Source organism: Dorea amylophila (assembly GCF_025567265.1).
GTDB classification, from domain to species: Bacteria; Bacillota; Clostridia; order Lachnospirales; family Lachnospiraceae; genus Dorea_A; species Dorea_A amylophila.
In genome coordinates this window covers 22,100-39,360 of sequence record NZ_JAOQJW010000009.1, presented here as the reverse complement: position 1 = coordinate 39,360, position 17,261 = coordinate 22,100, and the positions used below count along the sequence as shown (strand labels likewise).

The window sequence follows — 17,261 nt, the reverse complement described above, 5'->3', positions numbered from 1 at the left end:
CACCTGTTCTTTTAAGAGATCTTTTCTTCATACGGATCAATATGTTCAATAGGTATCTCTAATATGACCTTTAAGCCATGAGGAAGTATATTTTCATATTTGATATTTCCGTTATGGGCGGTTAATATTTGGTAAACCAATTTTAGACCAAATCCATGAACAGACTCCCCATTTGAATTGTACATATTATTAGGAAAAATACCACTATTCATTTTTTCTATTTGTGTAGAAGTCATACCGCCACCATTATCAATGACGGAAATAATACAGGTATCATTTTCTTTTAAAATTTCAACTGTTATTTCACAACCATGAGGATTATGATTAATACAATTTTGAATTAGATTGCTTAGCATTCTTGAAAAAAGTTCCGTATCTCCTTTGATCAATACTGGAATCATATCAGATGATGAATGAAAATCAAAAGAATATTTGTTGTCTATTGGTCCATTCATAAAGCCAATGATTACTTGGCGGGCAATCTCCACAGGAGAAAAACTGGTTTTTATTAAAGGCTGCATAGAGTATTCTAGTCTTGAAGTTAAATTTAAATCTGCGATTAGGCTACGGAGTTTTTCGCTTTGTTTACGAATTATACTTGCTTGTAGTTGTACAGGTTGCGAAGCATCTTCATTTTTTTCGATTTCAGAAGCATATCCCAAAATAATAGAAAGAGGTGTCCGGACATCATGCGAAACACCATTAATCCATTCGGCACGCGCCTGTTCTTTTTGTAGAAGATGTTTTCCAGCCTTATTTAGTTCAGCATTTATACTTGAAAGTTCACCTGTTTCTGAAAGGGTAATGGGTTTTCCCTGAGCAATAGAGTCAATACCGTCAATGATTGGCACTATAGATTTTTCTATTTTATGTGTATTACGCCAGAATAATATAAATATCAGTAATATATTAAAACAAATCATTAAAAAGATACCGACTATTAGGCTGTGAATATAATTAATATCTATTGAAAAATTGTATTTTGTTATACTATTAGGTTCGCACCCGATAACCAATAAGCCGGCAGAATGTTCTTGGATAAAAACAGGATATTCTTGTAAGTACCACCGACTAAACTTGGCTATTTGTAAATTTGAATAGGTTCTTGGCAATTCTTCGGGTAAAAATTTTTCCCAAATGACATTTCCTTGTTCGTTTAAAATCATCGCCCAGGCACTTTTATTTTTTAGAATATTTTCTATATAATCAGTAGAAGAAATTGTTCCATCTACATTGAGCGTGATATTTTTGCTAATGGTTTGGACGGGTATATCTGGATCAGTAGAATTATTCCATGCCATGAGTAAAGTCCCACATATTAAAATAATATTTAGTACAAAAAATAAAATCAATATAATAAGGGTGGAAAGAAGATATTTTTTAAAAAAACGCTTGGCAAGCTTCATTATTTTACTCCTTTCACTAGCAATTTATACCCTAGCCCCTTAACTGTTAGCAGTGAAACAGGAGAAGAAGGATTTTTTTCGATTTTTTCTCGAAGATGCCGAATGTGTGTCATGAGGGTAGTTTCATACCCTTGCCACATTTCACCACAAGCAGTTTGGCAAAGAGTTCCTATTGTTACAATGTGATTGGCATTATCTACAAGTTTTAATAATATATTGTATTCTTTAGCAGTCAAAGGAATAATTTTATTTTCACGATGTATTTCTGCCTTATCAATATCTATAAAAGAATTTTCTAATTCTATAATTCGTTTCTCTGTAGGATAACTTCTTTTTAAAATAGCTTGAACACGTAACAATAGTTCTTTAGGCAAAAATGGTTTGATTAAATAATCATCTGCTCCCAATTCAAAACCAGAAAAACGATCTTCGGCTGCATCTTTGGCGGTCAGCATAAGAACCGGAAGTTTACTGAGGGCTCTGATTTCTTGCAATACCTCAAATCCGTCCATACCAGGTAACATAACATCAAGAATAACCATGTCAGGTAGAGTTTCTCTTATTATTTGTAAAGCCATTTCTCCAGATGTTGCGGTCATTATTTTTGTATAGCCTGCTCTTTCAAAGATTGTTTTAATAAGGGTGAGTAGTTCTTGTTCATCATCAACGATAAGTATAAATTTATCATACATATATTTTTATCTCCTAAAATTTTATAGTTTAAATTATTATACATCTTGTGGAAAAAGAAGTATAGAGAAAGAGGAAAATCTCAAGGTTACCTCAAGGTTACTTCAAGGAAATCTCAATGTAGTTGGTATATAATTACAGTATAAAAAAAGGAGGTATAAAAAAATGAGTGAATATATTATTCAAACCAATAATTTAACAAAACAGTATGGAGAGCAAAAGAGTGTTTCTGCAATGAACTTGCATGTGAAAAAAGGAAGAATTTATGGACTGTTGGGACGTAATGGAGCAGGAAAAACGACTACAATGAAAATGCTGTTAGGATTAACAAAACCGACATCGGGAAACATAAAAATATTTGGGAAAAGTATGGAAACCAATAGTAAAGATATTTTACCGCATATAGGTAGTTTAATAGAATCACCAGGATTTTATCCTAATTTGACTGGGACTGAAAATCTTCGTATTTTTGCGGAGCTTAGAGGATTAAATAAAAGTAAGTGTGTAAGAGATGCTTTGGAAGTTGTCGGTTTGCCCTATCGTGATAAAAAGTTATTTGCGGAATATTCACTTGGGATGAAACAACGACTGGCCATTGCATTGGCAGTTATGCACAATCCCAATTTGCTGATATTAGATGAGCCTATTAATGGTTTGGATCCTATAGGTATTGCAGAGGTACGTTCGTTTATTAGAGAGTTATGTGATGTTCAGGGAAAAACTATTTTGATTTCTAGTCACATATTATCAGAGATAGAATTACTGGCAGATGATATAGGGATTATTGATAAGGGAATTTTACTTGAAGAAGAAAGTATGAAAGAATTGGCGAAAAAAAATAGTCGCTATGTCAATTTTATGGTATCGGATAGCCAGCGCGCAGCGGAAATTTTAAGAAAAGAATTTGAATGTGATGATTTTCAAATATGTGATAAAAATAGACTTCAATTATATAATACAACAATCCCTAGATCAGAAATTACTTATGTTTTTGTAAAGCAAGGATTGGAAATTACAGAAGTTCATTTATGCGAAGAAACATTGGAAGATTATTTTAAAAGGGTGACCGGAGGTGAAGGAATTGCTTAAATTAGTTAAGGTTGAATTTCAAAAATTGAAAAGAAAAAAGTTTATTCTTTTAGTAACTTTAGCTGCATTTATGTTTCCGCTTCCATTGGCTTATTTAATGACAACACCAGCTATGATGGAGCAATATATTGATAAAGCGGACGCATTTGACGGACTATTCAATATGGTATTGGGGTATGGAATCCAATTTTTATTACCCTGTATTATCGGAGTAGTAGCTGCTATGTTGTTTTTTATTGAACGTGATAATGATACATTTAAAAATATTAAAACAATCCCATTATCCAGTACGCAAGTAGTTACAGCAAAAATTATAGTGCTATTTATTATAGGCGTTGTATTTTGCATAGCATCAACGGTAGCAACAGTTCTGGTTGGTATGTTTACGTTAGATGTATACGGTTTAGGATACAAAATATTTCTGGCGGTTGAAACAGGAATATTTATTACCGCAGGAACATTACCATTGATTGTTATAGTGGTATTTTTTAGTCGTACTTATGTTTTCTCTGTTTTATTATGTATTTTTTATAGCGTTTTAAATATGAGTGCAACAGCACTTTTCGATGCATTACCTAAGACAATATTATGGTTACTTCCTACGCCGCTTACAACATTTTGGAGTGCTGGAGATATGAAAAGACATGGAATTAATATGAACCTTGAACAAATGAATGGATTAATTCCTTCAACTTTTCAAGTAATATTAATTCTTGGGATTATGGCAGGAATTTCAATACTATTAATTGACTGTTTGTACAAGAAAAGGGGGGAATAAAATTGAGGACTATTGTAAAAACCGAATTATTGAAATTAAAACGTTATCATATTATATGGGCGGGGATAGCTCTTATGCTACTCTCTGTTCTATTGACACTTTTTACTTCTATGGCTAATGATGGATCTGTATGGGATTTTCGATACTTAATAGAGCAGGTAATCAAAAATAATATGTCAATGATTTTCCCAATGTGCATAGCTTTGATTGCTGGATATATTATATCGCGGGAAGAAAAAGACGATGTTTTGAAGAATATTATTACCATTCCAATTTCATTTAAAAAGTTGTTGGTAGGAAAACTTATTGTATGTGCAATGTTATCAATATTATTTGGGCTTATTTGTACAATATTTACGTTAATTGCAGAATGTATAGTTGGTTTTCCTGGATTTACAGTAAATTTGGTAATTCAAGGATTAGTACAAATAACATTGGAAAATTTATTTTTGTATCTAGCGGTATTACCAATTATTGTTATAACAAGCAGACTATCAGGCGGCTTTATGATAGGTGTCATTGTTGCTTTTGTGTATGGATATGGAGGTATGTTTGCAGCAGGAAATATGACATTGGCTAATATATATCCTATTACTGCAAGTCTGGGATTAATTGGGTATAGAAGTTATGATACATCCGTACAATGGAGTTTTCCATTGTGTTTATGTAGCTTGATAATTATTGTTGCTATTTCTGTAATTTTAGTCGCAACAATGAAAGAAAAGGAGAACAAAAAAACTCGTACAAAAACAAAAAAAGTCAAACCAAAGAAAGGGTGGTTATAAGTGAAAAAAAGTTGTTTCTTTATTCTAATGTTTTGCTTGTTATTGTCTGGGTGTTCAAAAGAGGAGGTGTTGGAAAAATATAATGCAGTAGTCGAAAAGGTGGGAGAAGTACAATTAACCAATGATATAAACCTGCAAGGGAAAAGAGATTATGGGGAAGATTATTATACGGGGACATATCAAGCAGAGTACAAAAAATTTTCTGATACAGAATATCTTTTTGGAGGAACAACAATAGAAAGAGCGGCAGGGAAGCAGGTTGAATTGTTTTGTAACCTAGAAATAACAAAAGGAGAAGCTGAAATATTCATTATTTCTGGTAGCAATGAACCTAAAACTTTAATAAAAACAACAGGTACTTATGAAAATACAATAACATTACCAGATGGCAGTAATTATATCGGGATTGTAGGTAATGATTTTTCAGGAACAGTAAAAATAGAAGTGAAATAAAGATAGAAAATGCTAAAAATGGGTAAATTTGGAAGATACCGGTTGGGTTGCATTTTACTGTGGTAAAAAGTATATGAAGAGTGGAATGGCGGTTGTTTAATACTGCCATTCTTTTTTTTGAAAATGCCTCTATGGGAATTATTACACAGCGAATCGAAAAAATTACATGTAGATGGGATAGTACATTAAATATGGTAAAATATAATCATAATATGAGATTGGAGGTATATTCTATGAAGAAACTATTTAAAGTATTCAGCCTAATGCTGGTGGTGATAATGGCTTTTCCATTCTCTGTTATGGCAAGCGAAAATGACCAGCAAAGAAGTGATTTGATTGGTGCAGAAGAAGAGGATTTTGAAAAATTGATTGCAGAAATCCAGAACATTAAGGCTACTCACCCAGATTACTCAGAAGAAATGCTCATGTCTTTTTTGGAAGCCAATCATCAAGATGTGGAAAGAGGGATTATAGATATTTGGAATGCGCTTACAGATTCAGAAAAGAAACTATGTATTCGTTATCCTTTTGATGCCCTAAAGGTAAATAAAGCAAAAAATATTGCTACTTCGCAGACAGAGGCAAAATTTGGGACAAATGGTTTAGGAAACAGAAGTGATGCTTTTCGTCATGGAATTTGGAATGCTGAAATGACTGTTTTAATAGGAAAAGAAAGGGCAGAGTTATTTGCAACTGCTCATGAAGACAAAGATGTTACAGGAACAGAATCAGATGGATATCCAAAAACAGCACATAGAGATATGGACTTACATAACAATGAAGTGGGAAGAGAAATAGGAGAAAAAAATAAAGAAGCTTCTGAAAGTGAAATGGCGGATATTATTTATCAGGAAATATATTCCGCAACAACATCATTTATATGGCTACATGAATAAGATTTGAGCAGTGCGATTGCACTGCTCGTCTTCGTATTTTGCATATTTTGCGTAATTGATTACTTCTATTATTTGTATCGCTATGAATGAAATAGGGTAGCATGATAGTACAACATGATTAAGAGGTAGGCAATTATGGAAAGTCGTATTAAACAATTACGTGAGAAAAGAGGGTTAATACAGGAAATCCTTGCAGTAGAATTAGGGATAACACAGCAAATGTTGAGTAAGTACGAAAGAGATGTTACGTTAATAAAAGTAGATATTCTGAAAAAGATTGCTGCTTACTTCAATGTAACAACAGATTATTTGCTGGGAGTTTCAGATGTAAAAAGAGATTTGAATGGGCAGATGAAAATGAACGAAGTACTAGACGAATATTACGATTTAGTGGAAGTGTATAAAGAGTTAGATCCATGTGATCAGGAGATGATTTGGTCAATTATACAAATAGTAAAAAAAACGAGTGAGAAGAAAAAATCAGCAAACATGCAGAAGAGAGTGGAGTGAATGTTAAATATAGCAATTTGTGATGATGATATTCAAATAACTGGAAAAATCGAAAGACTTCTCCAGGATATAGCTAAAAGAAATTTTGTTGATACTGAAATAGAAGTATTCTGGAATGGAAAGAGTTTAGCAGATGCTATCGCAGCAGGTGAGAGGTATGATGTTATTTATCTGGATATAGAAATGGATAAAGAAGATGGTATTTCGGCAGCTAGAAGAATTAGAACATACGATAAAAATGTGCGAATTATTTATGTTACGAGCCATGAAAGTTATATGAGGGAATCCTTTGAGGTAAGACCGTTTCAGTTTCTTGTAAAACCTGTAACAGATAAAATAATGGAAAAGTGCTTTAAGTCGGTATATGAAGACATTAATAGTGAAGATTTTTATTTTCGCTATAGTTATCAACGTATGAATCATAAAGTACCAATCAAGGATATTTTATATTTTGAAAGCAACAAACGAAAAATATTTATTGTAACGGAACAAGAAATCCTTGAACTGTACGGAAAACTTAATGAGATTGAAGAAACCCTTAAAACATGTAAAATTTCTTTTTTGCGAGTTCATCAGTCTTTTCTGGTGAATTATAAACATATCTCCGGACAATCTTATGATTCTGTAGTAATGGATAATGGACAAAAAATTTCAATCAGTGAAGACCGGAGAAAGATAATTAGTGAACAATATTGTTCTATGGAGGATACGTTTTATGTGGACGAATAGGGTATTAATGTGTGGGATAGATATATTGCTTTGCCTTTGGGCAGTATATTTATTCTTTTTTTATTTCGATATATTTTTTGCTCGTAAGAGAAAAAGGTATTTGTCGGTGATCGGTATAACGCTGTTCGTGATTTGGCAATTTGGAATAACAACGATTATTAGTTTTCCTGCCTACATCAATATTGCTGTGACGATTATGTTTACGTTTTTGGCAGTTATGATGACTTATGAAGGTAGATGGTGGAACAAAGGTGTATTTGTAATTACCTTTAATGCGATTTGGATGTTGATGGAAACCCTGTGCAACTATATTTTGATAACATACTGCCCTCAATATGCTGCAGTTCGCCAAGTAGGCTCTTTTGTTTCAAAAATATTTTTTAATGCAGTAATTCTTGCATTAAAGAAAGTGTTCACAGATGATGATATTAAGGAATTGCCGGTCAGATACAGTATTTTACTTGTGTTGATCCCAACAGGAAGCATTTATATCATGAACAATATATTTATGCTTGGATTTGCAAATAATAATGGACGTACTCGTATAAACTCTACATTTACTGTACTTATTTTACTTGGTATGAACATATTGATATTTTATGTCTATATGAAGTTGGCTGATGATTTGCGGTTAAGGAGAATGGCAGCAGTATATGAACAGCAACTGGAATTATGCGAACGTCATCAGCAAGAAAGAGAACTTTCAATGTTGCAGTTGCGGGATATAAAACACAATATGAAGAATAATCTTATTTCCATTCTTGCTTATGCAGAAAATAAAGAATATGAAAAAATGACAGGTTTTATTGAAGAAATTATGGGAGAGGGCGGTATGGTGATTGCCTCAATATCGAATAGTGGGAATATTGTGATTGATTCACTTATTGGATATTGGTATGTAACTGCCCAAAACAAAAAAATAATTTTTAAAACGGATATTTGTATTCCGATGATAATGCCTTTTAAAGGAGCTGATCTGAGTCTGATATTGGGAAATTTACTGGAAAATGCAGTGGAAGCAGCAGAGAAGGTTGAAGAAAATAAATATATAAATGTCAAAATGAAATTTGATAAAAATAATCTATTATTGTTCGTAGACAATAGTTATAAAGGGAAGCTGTTAAAAACAAGAGATAACCGCTTGAAATCTACAAAGTCAGATGCAGAAAATCATGGAGTAGGTTTAGCCTCTGTGTATCGGGCAGTAGCAAAATATCATGGATCAGTGGTAATAGAGGATTCAGAACCAGGAAAATTTAAAATTCGGATAGTCTTATATAGTAATGTGCAGGAATAATTACATGAACACTCGAAATAATTACATAAAAAATAATGAGAAAGGAAAGAATGGTAAAATGGAAAGATAAATTTGGTATGCGGTATGGGGACTGATATATGGATAGTGTGAAAATATTGCTGTTTAGTGATGATGAGAAACTGTATAACAGTACTGAAAGGATTATTGGGAAAAAACACCAATTAAAATGGTGTACTTATCAACAGTTGGAAAACAATAGATATCCAACGGCAGATGTTGTGATTTTCCATTTTACTAAAGAGATAATAGAGAGGGAAAGGGCATTTGCGGCTATTATAAAAATAAAAGGGAGTTTGGGGCATTTAACGCCTATTCTTGCTATTAGCGAAGGGGGATCAATACAGGATATTTTTTCTATACTGAAAGCAGGAGCTTACGATTATATAGAAACAATAGATAACACACGAAAATATAAGAAAAAGATAGAGAACCTGATTTTATGGAATTGGTATATAAAAAAACATACATCAGCAAAAAAGAGGCAATGTTGAGAAAGAACCGGAGAAACATTGCTTCTTTTTTTCTGCCTTTTTGGGAAAAATTACATCAATACTCGGTTTTTTTACAAGAGAACCGAATGGGAGATTTTTTGTAGTAATGTATTGGTAAACAAATGAAAGGAGATTTTAATTATGAAATCTAAAAATTTAAAAAATCAGCCAGCAAAAGTATTAGCAAATTTATCTCTGAAACTTGGTAAAATGTCAGCGGACAGTGCTTGCTGTTATATTTATCATCAGCCAAAGATGCCAGAAGCATTGAAAAAAATGAAGAAACTTTAATTTTATGGGAAAATTATCGGAAAAAATAACAAGATACGTTATTGATGCCGGTGCAGTTTCAGAGGAGTTGTATGCAGTATATCAATATGGATTTCAGATTGGATTAGAGATGTTAATTTGCCTATTCGTCTGTATGAGTATAGCGATATACTTGCATACAATCCCAGAATTCCTTGTGTCTACAGGTGTTTTTATGTTTTTAAGAACCTATGCTGGTGGTGTACATCTGAATAGCTTTAAGGCTTGTTTTACATGCTCTGTTACTGTTCAAGTTATGATTTTGCAAATTAATAACAAATATCCATTAGAGCTGTTTGTGGCTTGGGGGATTATTTTGGTCAGTTCCATTTGTATATGGAAACTTTCTCCTGTAGAAAACATTAACCATGAGTTGAAAAAAGAAGAAAAGGAACATTGCCGAAAAGTAACAGGTAAAATACTAGGAGCTATTTTCATTGCTGCTGGCTGTTGTACAGCTTTAGGTATGAAAAAATATTTATCCTTGATTGCGTTGACAGCGTTGACCGTTTTTATATCACAATGTATCGGCATCATAAAGTATAAAGTTGAAAAAGAGAAAAATTAGCGGGAATGATAAAATATTATTGTTTCCGCGTTTTTTATTTAAAATGGTAAAACTGTACAGAAATATAGAAAAGACTGTTGTGGGAGGAAAAGATGCAGAATATTTTTTCGGAATACAAAGATACCATAATTGTTGTTGACCTCATGAATCATCAAACAACTGATTTACTTGCCTGTCTCTGAATTAACCTGTATACTGCCATCAGCATACAAAAGGAAAGCGTGTGAAGAAACAGTTAGTCATCCGTCAACGCATCGATATGCACTGTACAGGATGTAAGCAAGAGATATTTACAACCAAGGCATTGGATGAGATCCATAAGGCATCTGCAGGAATCCCACGGATGATCAACCGTGTCTGTGAAAAAGCTTTGATGTATGCGTTTCAAAATCAGAAACGATTAATCGATGATTATATGATCAAGTTCGTTGTGGAACACGAGATGCTTAGGATGGTAACTTCATAAAGCAGGTACCGCCTGGAAACAGGCGGTATTGCCTAACTGACTGGTGACAGAAAGTTAACCAAACGAGCGTCAACTGATGTGAGCAATCTTGTGACATCTCATGAAATCACTAACACATAATATTGAGAAAAGAAAGGGAAAACTTTAGCTTGCTTTTATACCTTTTAGCTTAAAAATCAATTTTAGAAGGATGCCGCGGCTGACAGTCAGCATAAAATTGCTTTGAAAGATAATGGACATGGGATAACAAGATAGAGAAAAAATTATAGAGGAAATTAAGATAGATGTTGACTTGTACAAAAAACATCTGGTAAGTAATAGAGCTTTATATAACGATATCAAGAATTCTTAATAGGATTATAATTAAATAGCACGAAAAGGCAGAAGTGTTTGTATATATAAAAGTTCTTATGAAAATCTTAATAGTTTTTAATGAAAATCATAATGAATAAATAAAGGAAATTTGTTATAATTCAAATTATGGAAAGAGGGTGATGATGGTATGTGCGAAAAAATATTAGTTATAGATGATGAGAAGGATATAGCAAATTTACTGGAAGTTTATTTGCAAAATGAAAATTACATTGTTTATAAATATTACTGTGCTAAAGATGCAATACCTTGTATTGAAAAGGGCGATATAGATCTTGCTATTCTTGATATTATGCTCCCGGATATAAATGGTTTTTCCTTATGTCAGCGTATTCGTGAAAAATATACTTACCCCATTATTATGCTAACTGCCAAAATTGAGGAAACAGATAAAATTACTGGACTTACATTAGGTGCCGATGATTATGTGACAAAGCCATTTCGTCCTTTGGAAGTGGTTGCCAGAGTAAAAGCCCAGCTACGACGCTACAAAAAATATTCATCCGTTACAAGTGAAGAAGGAATAAAGCCAGAACTTTCATACAATAAATTACGATTGAACGTGCAGACACATGAATGTCTATTGGATGGTGAGAATGTGTCGCTGACTCCGACCGAGTTTTCAATTCTTAATGTTTTGTTGGAAAATGCCGGGACGGTTGTAAGCATTGAATATTTATTTCATGCAGTATGGAAAGAGGAATATTATTCAAAAAATAGCAGCACTATCACAGTGCATATCCGACATTTGCGTGAAAAATTAAAAGATACTTCTGATACCCCGAAATATATCAAAACAATTTGGGGAGTAGGTTATAAAATCTGAAAGGAGAACCCATGAAAAGAAAGCGAAAATTTGGGGTGTCAGTTCTTTTTTTGATTTATCTGGCACTTTTGGTTTGGATAATATTATTTAAGCTGCAATTCAATATCAATGATTTAGACACTGTAAGAAAGATAAATATTATTCCATTTTATTACGATAAAGAGATTGGAGTAGATTTTCACATAAAAGAAGTTCTTGAAAATTTATTGATTTTTGTCCCAATGGGCATATATCTGCAAATGCTTTTGTTTAAGAGCAAATCCTATTTGAAATTATTGATAATTGCTGGAATAAGTCTATTGCTGGAAATTACACAGTATATACTTGCTATTGGTAGTTCTGATATTACCGACCTGATTACTAACACAGCAGGCGGTCTTTTGGGTATTGCTTTATATTCTATTGTGGCTCGATTGCTAAAAAGTCGAGAAAAAGCAGATAAATTATTTTTGGTTATTGCTGTAATTGTGAGCACCTTCATAATCGGTCTGTTGGCACTTCTTTTATTTTTAAATTGATTGGAGGCGTGCTTATGAAAAAAAAGCAACTTACTACGGAAAAGCGGCTTGGAGTACAATTATATTTAGTACTATTTTTATATACTGTAACTGGTATAGGACTGGATATTTTGGCACAATTCATTTTTCCGAAATTCGATAGCAAAATTTTATCATGGCTATACTGGCGTATAGATATGATTTTTATTTTCTATCTAATCATTGGTTTTGTATGTATATTTAATTACTTCTGGAAAAAACCATGGGGATATTTGGATGAAGTTATTTCCGCAACACAGACAGTTTATGAGCAGAATGATCATCCTGTAGCATTGTCTGATCCCCTTAAAGAATTAGAGGAACAACTTAACCAGATTAAACTGTCTGTGTTGTTAAGCAAACAGGTAGCAAAAGAAGCTGAGGATAGGAAAAATGAAATTGTTATGTATCTGGCCCACGATATACGCACTCCCCTAACAACAGTGATTGGATATTTAAGTTTACTCCACGAAGCACCGGATATGCCTGAAAAACAGAAAGAAAAATATGTTCAAATTGCATTAAGTAAGGCTGAACGACTTGAAAAGCTTATCAATGAATTGTTTGAAATTACAAAATATAATGCACACACTGTCTCGTTAAAGAAAGAAAAGGTAGACTTACAGTGTTTGTTGGCACAGGTAGTTGATGAAATATATCCCTCTTTATCTGCAAAAGGCAATTCGGCTGCTTTTACGGTTGATGATGATTTAGTTGTATATGCTGATCCGGAAAAGCTGGCAAGGGTTTTTAGTAATCTTTTGAAAAATGCAGCGGCATACAGCTATCCTAATACAGAGATTATTATAACTGCAAAGCGTTGTGGTAATAGCGTTCAAATAAACTTTGAAAATCATGGGCGGACTATTGAACCTGAACAAATTTCTGGCATATTTGAAAAATTCAATCGCTTGGATGAAGCCCGCCTTTCTGATACAGGCGGTGCAGGATTAGGACTGTCGATTGCAGAGGAAATTATACGATTACATGGTGGAACCATTACTGCGTTTAGCGAAAATGAGATGGTGTCTTTTGTGATTATGCTTCCCATTTCTGATTAGGCATTTAGAAGTAAAATCTTAGGAATTTCTTAGGAGATTTTGTTCCATATCTTTGAGATTAAACTGTTTTTGTTCGGTACAATAGTTACTGAACAAGGACAGTTTTTTGTTTAAGAGAAAGGAGTACACCTATGGAATTAAAGATTGAACACATCAGCAAACAGTTCAAAGATAAAACTGCAGTCGATGATGTCAGCCTTACATTAACAACTGGCGTATGGGGATTATTGGGGGCAAATGGGGCTGGAAAAACCACTCTCATGCGAATACTTGCAGACATTATGACACCTAGTAGTGGTCGTATATCTTTGGATGGGAAAGACATTCATAAAATGGGAGCAGATTATCGCAATATCTTTGGCTTTTTGCCACAAGATTTTGGCTATTCCCGCGATTTTACGGTCAAAGACTATCTGGAATATGTTGCTGCACTAAAGGATGTGCCGCTCAGAGAAACCACAAAGAAAATCAACTATCTGTTGGATATTCTTACCCTTTCTGATGTGAAGCGAAAAAAAATTGCACAACTATCTGGTGGTATGAAACGTCGTGTAGGAATTGCACAGGCCATGCTGAATGACCCTAAAATTCTTGTTATGGATGAGCCAACAGCAGGACTTGACCCTGGAGAAAGAGTACGGTTTAGAAACTTCATTTCGGAATTTTCCCATGACCGTATTGTGTTGATTTCTACGCATATTGTTTCTGATATTGAATATATTGCAACTCGTAATGCGATTATGAAAGCTGGAAAGATTATTGATGTGGGAACAACAAGCGATTTGGTAAAACAGATTGAGGGGAAAGTATGGAGCTGTGCGATTCCTGCTCATAAGATGATGGACTATGAAATGCGTCTGAGGATTATCAATCAGCGAGGCGAGGACAATAATCAAATATCTATTCGTTATCTTGCAGAGCACTCCGAAGTAGAGGGTTCCATTCTTGCGGAGCCGCGTTTGGAAGATTTGTATTTATGGTTGTTTCCACAAGAAGATGTCGAAAGGGAGGAAAAATAATATGCGTTTATTTTGTTTAGAAGTAAAGCGTGTCCTGAAATCACGACGCACACTTATCTTAATTGCTGTGGCTCTGGTTATGTCTGTTGTTATGGCATATCTGCCGATTGCTTTTGAGTCCATAAATCGTCCAAACCCAGATGGAACAAAAACAGAACTTGATGGTATGGAGGCAATCGAATTTAAGCGTGATTTATATTCTGCTATAAATGGCGAAGTTACTCCAGAAAAAGTGAGTGAGGCTTTGAGAATTTATCAAAGTTTGATAAACGAATATGGTCCTATGGAAAGTGACACATTTCCGCTTTCTGTCAGTATTAAACAGATTGTACCTATTCGTCCATTGCTTAAAGCGTTGCCAGAACTATATGCTGATCCGTTAACTGGAATAGGACCTGATCTTATGGATATTGATCCAGAAGATGTTGCACAAAATTATTATCAGAAATGTGAAACTCATCTGGCAGATGTTATGAGGAATGAGCAACGCAATCATCCGGCCGCACAACAACAAGCCTTAGAACAATATAAAAAAGTCGATATGCCATTTCAACTTTATGCAGGATATTCCAAAGATGCGTTTGACTATGTTGAGCTTTATATTATGATTTTGGCAATTTTATGTGTTTCCATTATCACGCCTATTTTTTCTGGTGAATATCAATCAGGCGCGGATAGTATTTTGCGTTGTGCAAAGCATGGTCGTACCAGATTAGCTATTACAAAGATATTGGCTTCCAGTATGATTGTGATGGTTGTGTATACTATGTGTATTACACTGCACTTAGCAATTTCAGATATCACATTTGGAACAAATTGTTTACAATCTTCTGTTCAAATGTTGTTTTCTATTATTAACTTGCCAAACTGGGACTTAGCACAGATGCAGATTGTTATTTCGTTAGTAGGGTTGATATCTGTTTTAGCTTGTGTTTACTGTACTTTTTTTTTATCAGCAAAATGCAAAGATACATTGACGGTATTGTTGATTGCTATTGGCATAGTCCTTATTCCGACTTTTGCTTACACAGCATTAGGGGTAAATTGGATTTCAGCTATTTTTCCATCTGCGGGACTTGGTATGCAAAATAATTTTCTGTATCAACTTATCAATTTTAATTACCTACATATTGGGGGAATGAGTTTTTGGACACCGTATACTATATTAATTTCCGCATTGATTGAGATTCCTGTTTTCTTATTTCTTACAGTTCGAACTTATTGTAGGCACCAGATGTAAATATAAGGAAAAAGGGCTATATTCATAAAGTATAGAGGATTTATTACATCAAGTATCGAAATTGTTACATCAAAATATATTTTGGGGGATTTATTGATATAATCGGTTCATAATAAAAAATCCAAATGAAAGGAGTGTTTAGAGTGAAAGAGCAGAAAAAAATATCTTTAGAATCGCTGGTATCTGAAATCGAAAAAAATGGAAGAATTGGGCGCTTGGGTAAAGTTTTTAAGACAGAAAAAAATTATTATTTTTATGATACAGGAACTGGAAAAGTTGCCAAATTAAATTCGAACGTTTACATTGTACTGAAAAGTTTATTGGAGGGAATGCCAGTCGAAGATATTAAAAATCTTCAATTAAGTAAAAGTGAGTTTGAGGATGCAATTTCAGAAATTAAGTCGGCAATGGAAAATGAACATATTTTACAAGCTCCACCATTAAAAACGCTGACAGGTGATGCAGTAACAGAGTTAGATGATATTCTTGAAAATAAGGTTGAGAATGTTACTCTTGAAGTTACTGAAAAATGTAATTTACGTTGCAAATATTGTATTTATCATCCTTCTCATCCAGAATACAGGGCGTTCGGACATGAAAACATGAAATGGGATGTTGCAAAAAAAGCTATTGATTTTTTAAAAGAGCATTCCCAAAATGCAGAAAATAGGCACATTGGATTTTATGGTGGAGAACCTTTACTAAATTTTGAACTTATTGAAAGAGCAGTTGAATATGCTAAAAAATTATTTGGCGAGGATATGTCCTTTGCAATCACTACAAATGCAACATTGGTAAATGATAAGATCGCAGAGTATTTTGCCAAAAATAATTTCAATATTATTATTAGCTTGGATGGTCCTCAGGAAATGCACGATGCAAATCGGCTTATGGTTAATGGGACAGGTAGCTTTGAAAAAACAGTTATGGGAGCAAAAAAACTATTTGAAGCATTCCATAAGGAAGGAAAGAGTTCTAAGATTGGATTTAATATGGTTGTATCGGGACCAGGTTATCTTGAACAGTATACAAAAATTCAGGAGTTTATCGAAAAAAGTGAATGGATTCCCAAAGACGTTATGATTTTGACTGCAACGGTAGATCATGGACCGTCAGAGAGTGATTACTTTTTACCGCAAGGAAAAGAAGATAGATGGTTTATGGAAGAGTTTTATGAACCTTTAATGAAATGGGAAGAAGTGTATAAATCAAATCCAGATAATACAGAAAAAACTTTGTTTACGGATGGTTATATGGATAAGGGAATGATGATTATACACAAACGCTTGTTGACAGAAACACCTATTCAACAGTATGGAATGAATGGATGCTGCGTGCCGGGACAAAGAAGGATTTATGTCACTACAAAAGGTGAATTTTTACATTGTGAAAAAGTAGGAAATATACCTTGTTTAGGCAATGTGAATGAGGGATTTGATAAAGAAAAAATTAAGAAACTTTATGTTGAAGACTTTATAGAAGAAGCAAAAGAGTATTGTAAAGAATGTTGGGCAGTTAATTTATGTACATTATGTTATGTTAATTGCTACGATGCTAATGGATTACATCTTTCATATCGACATAATTCATGTCGAAACGAAAGAAAGTATTTGGAAGACAATTTAAGACGATATCATGCATTAATGGAGGCAAATCCAAGCGAATTGGAACAATATAATGAAATGGAAATTCATTAACAAAGGTAAATACGTTTATATT

20 protein-coding genes are annotated in these 17,261 nt (G+C 33.6%); 18 read left to right on the top strand and 2 right to left on the bottom strand.

Going from position 1 to position 17,261, the window contains the following annotated elements:
- Positions 1 to 11 precede the first annotated feature (11 nt).
- Both OCV72_RS07065 and OCV72_RS07060 read right to left on the bottom strand, forming a co-directional pair.
- Positions 12 to 1,406: a sensor histidine kinase gene (locus tag OCV72_RS07065; RefSeq protein ID WP_055056066.1), complete on the bottom strand. Its 1,395-nt coding sequence runs from the start codon at positions 1,404 to 1,406 to the stop codon at positions 12 to 14.
- Entirely contained in the window at positions 1,406 to 2,098 is a 693-nt protein-coding gene (locus OCV72_RS07060; RefSeq protein ID WP_055056065.1) for a response regulator transcription factor, read from the bottom strand. The genes OCV72_RS07065 and OCV72_RS07060 overlap by 1 nt, the downstream gene beginning before the upstream one ends.
- A gap of 163 nt (positions 2,099 to 2,261) precedes the next feature.
- Here OCV72_RS07060 and OCV72_RS07055 point away from each other — a divergent pair, with 163 nt between their 5' ends.
- The 18 genes from OCV72_RS07055 to OCV72_RS06970 all read left to right on the top strand — a co-directional run bounded on the left by OCV72_RS07055 (position 2,262) and on the right by OCV72_RS06970 (position 17,239).
- Complete coding sequence (locus OCV72_RS07055) at positions 2,262 to 3,185, top strand: ABC transporter ATP-binding protein (protein WP_055056064.1); 924 nt, start codon at positions 2,262 to 2,264, stop codon at positions 3,183 to 3,185.
- Entirely contained in the window at positions 3,178 to 3,963 is a 786-nt protein-coding gene (locus tag OCV72_RS07050; RefSeq protein ID WP_055056063.1) for an ABC transporter permease, read from the top strand. Before OCV72_RS07055 ends, OCV72_RS07050 begins: the two co-directional genes overlap by 8 nt.
- Before the next feature lie 2 nt (positions 3,964 to 3,965).
- Complete coding sequence (locus OCV72_RS07045) at positions 3,966 to 4,748, top strand: ABC transporter permease (protein WP_055056062.1); 783 nt, start codon at positions 3,966 to 3,968, stop codon at positions 4,746 to 4,748.
- A gap of 27 nt (positions 4,749 to 4,775) precedes the next feature.
- On the top strand, positions 4,776 to 5,201 hold the full coding sequence (locus OCV72_RS07040; RefSeq protein ID WP_117467776.1) for a hypothetical protein: 426 nt from the start codon (positions 4,776 to 4,778) through the stop codon (positions 5,199 to 5,201).
- A gap of 233 nt (positions 5,202 to 5,434) precedes the next feature.
- Complete coding sequence (locus OCV72_RS07035) at positions 5,435 to 6,097, top strand: DUF6973 domain-containing protein (protein ID WP_055056060.1); 663 nt, start codon at positions 5,435 to 5,437, stop codon at positions 6,095 to 6,097.
- A gap of 135 nt (positions 6,098 to 6,232) precedes the next feature.
- Positions 6,233 to 6,607 (top strand): helix-turn-helix domain-containing protein, encoded by a 375-nt coding sequence (locus OCV72_RS07030; protein WP_055056059.1) that lies wholly within the window; start codon positions 6,233 to 6,235, stop codon positions 6,605 to 6,607.
- Entirely contained in the window at positions 6,608 to 7,336 is a 729-nt protein-coding gene (locus OCV72_RS07025; RefSeq protein ID WP_026648513.1) for a LytR/AlgR family response regulator transcription factor, read from the top strand.
- Positions 7,323 to 8,633 carry a sensor histidine kinase gene (locus OCV72_RS07020; RefSeq protein ID WP_055056058.1) on the top strand — a complete coding sequence of 437 codons (1,311 nt, stop codon included), beginning with the start codon at positions 7,323 to 7,325 and terminating at the stop codon, positions 8,631 to 8,633. The genes OCV72_RS07025 and OCV72_RS07020 overlap by 14 nt, the downstream gene beginning before the upstream one ends.
- Positions 8,634 to 8,731: 98 nt before the next feature.
- The gene (locus OCV72_RS07015) at positions 8,732 to 9,145 is read left to right on the top strand and encodes a hypothetical protein (RefSeq protein WP_026648511.1); all 414 of its coding nucleotides are present in this window, start codon (positions 8,732 to 8,734) and stop codon (positions 9,143 to 9,145) included.
- A gap of 141 nt (positions 9,146 to 9,286) precedes the next feature.
- Positions 9,287 to 9,436: a cyclic lactone autoinducer peptide gene (locus tag OCV72_RS07010; protein WP_081019423.1), complete on the top strand. Its 150-nt coding sequence runs from the start codon at positions 9,287 to 9,289 to the stop codon at positions 9,434 to 9,436.
- 4 nt (positions 9,437 to 9,440) lie between these two features.
- Complete coding sequence (locus OCV72_RS07005; protein ID WP_055056057.1) at positions 9,441 to 10,022, top strand: accessory gene regulator ArgB-like protein; 582 nt, start codon at positions 9,441 to 9,443, stop codon at positions 10,020 to 10,022.
- A 223-nt stretch (positions 10,023 to 10,245) separates the two neighbouring features.
- Positions 10,246 to 10,488, top strand: a complete 243-nt coding sequence (locus OCV72_RS07000; protein ID WP_055056056.1) for a hypothetical protein — start codon at positions 10,246 to 10,248, stop codon at positions 10,486 to 10,488.
- A 502-nt stretch (positions 10,489 to 10,990) separates the two neighbouring features.
- On the top strand, positions 10,991 to 11,686 hold the full coding sequence (gene vanR / locus OCV72_RS06995) for a VanR-ABDEGLN family response regulator transcription factor (protein ID WP_055056055.1): 696 nt from the start codon (positions 10,991 to 10,993) through the stop codon (positions 11,684 to 11,686).
- An 11-nt stretch (positions 11,687 to 11,697) separates the two neighbouring features.
- Positions 11,698 to 12,204 carry a VanZ family protein gene (locus tag OCV72_RS06990; RefSeq protein WP_055056054.1) on the top strand — a complete coding sequence of 169 codons (507 nt, stop codon included), beginning with the start codon at positions 11,698 to 11,700 and terminating at the stop codon, positions 12,202 to 12,204.
- A gap of 14 nt (positions 12,205 to 12,218) precedes the next feature.
- On the top strand, positions 12,219 to 13,283 hold the full coding sequence (locus OCV72_RS06985; RefSeq protein ID WP_055056053.1) for a sensor histidine kinase: 1,065 nt from the start codon (positions 12,219 to 12,221) through the stop codon (positions 13,281 to 13,283).
- Between the two features lie 131 nt (positions 13,284 to 13,414).
- Positions 13,415 to 14,302 (top strand): ABC transporter ATP-binding protein, encoded by an 888-nt coding sequence (locus tag OCV72_RS06980; protein ID WP_055056052.1) that lies wholly within the window; start codon positions 13,415 to 13,417, stop codon positions 14,300 to 14,302.
- Between the two features lies 1 nt (position 14,303).
- Positions 14,304 to 15,542, top strand: a complete 1,239-nt coding sequence (locus OCV72_RS06975) for an ABC transporter permease subunit (RefSeq protein WP_055056051.1) — start codon at positions 14,304 to 14,306, stop codon at positions 15,540 to 15,542.
- 143 nt (positions 15,543 to 15,685) lie between these two features.
- On the top strand, positions 15,686 to 17,239 hold the full coding sequence (locus OCV72_RS06970; protein WP_227159163.1) for a radical SAM protein: 1,554 nt from the start codon (positions 15,686 to 15,688) through the stop codon (positions 17,237 to 17,239).
- Positions 17,240 to 17,261: the final 22 nt, after the last annotated feature.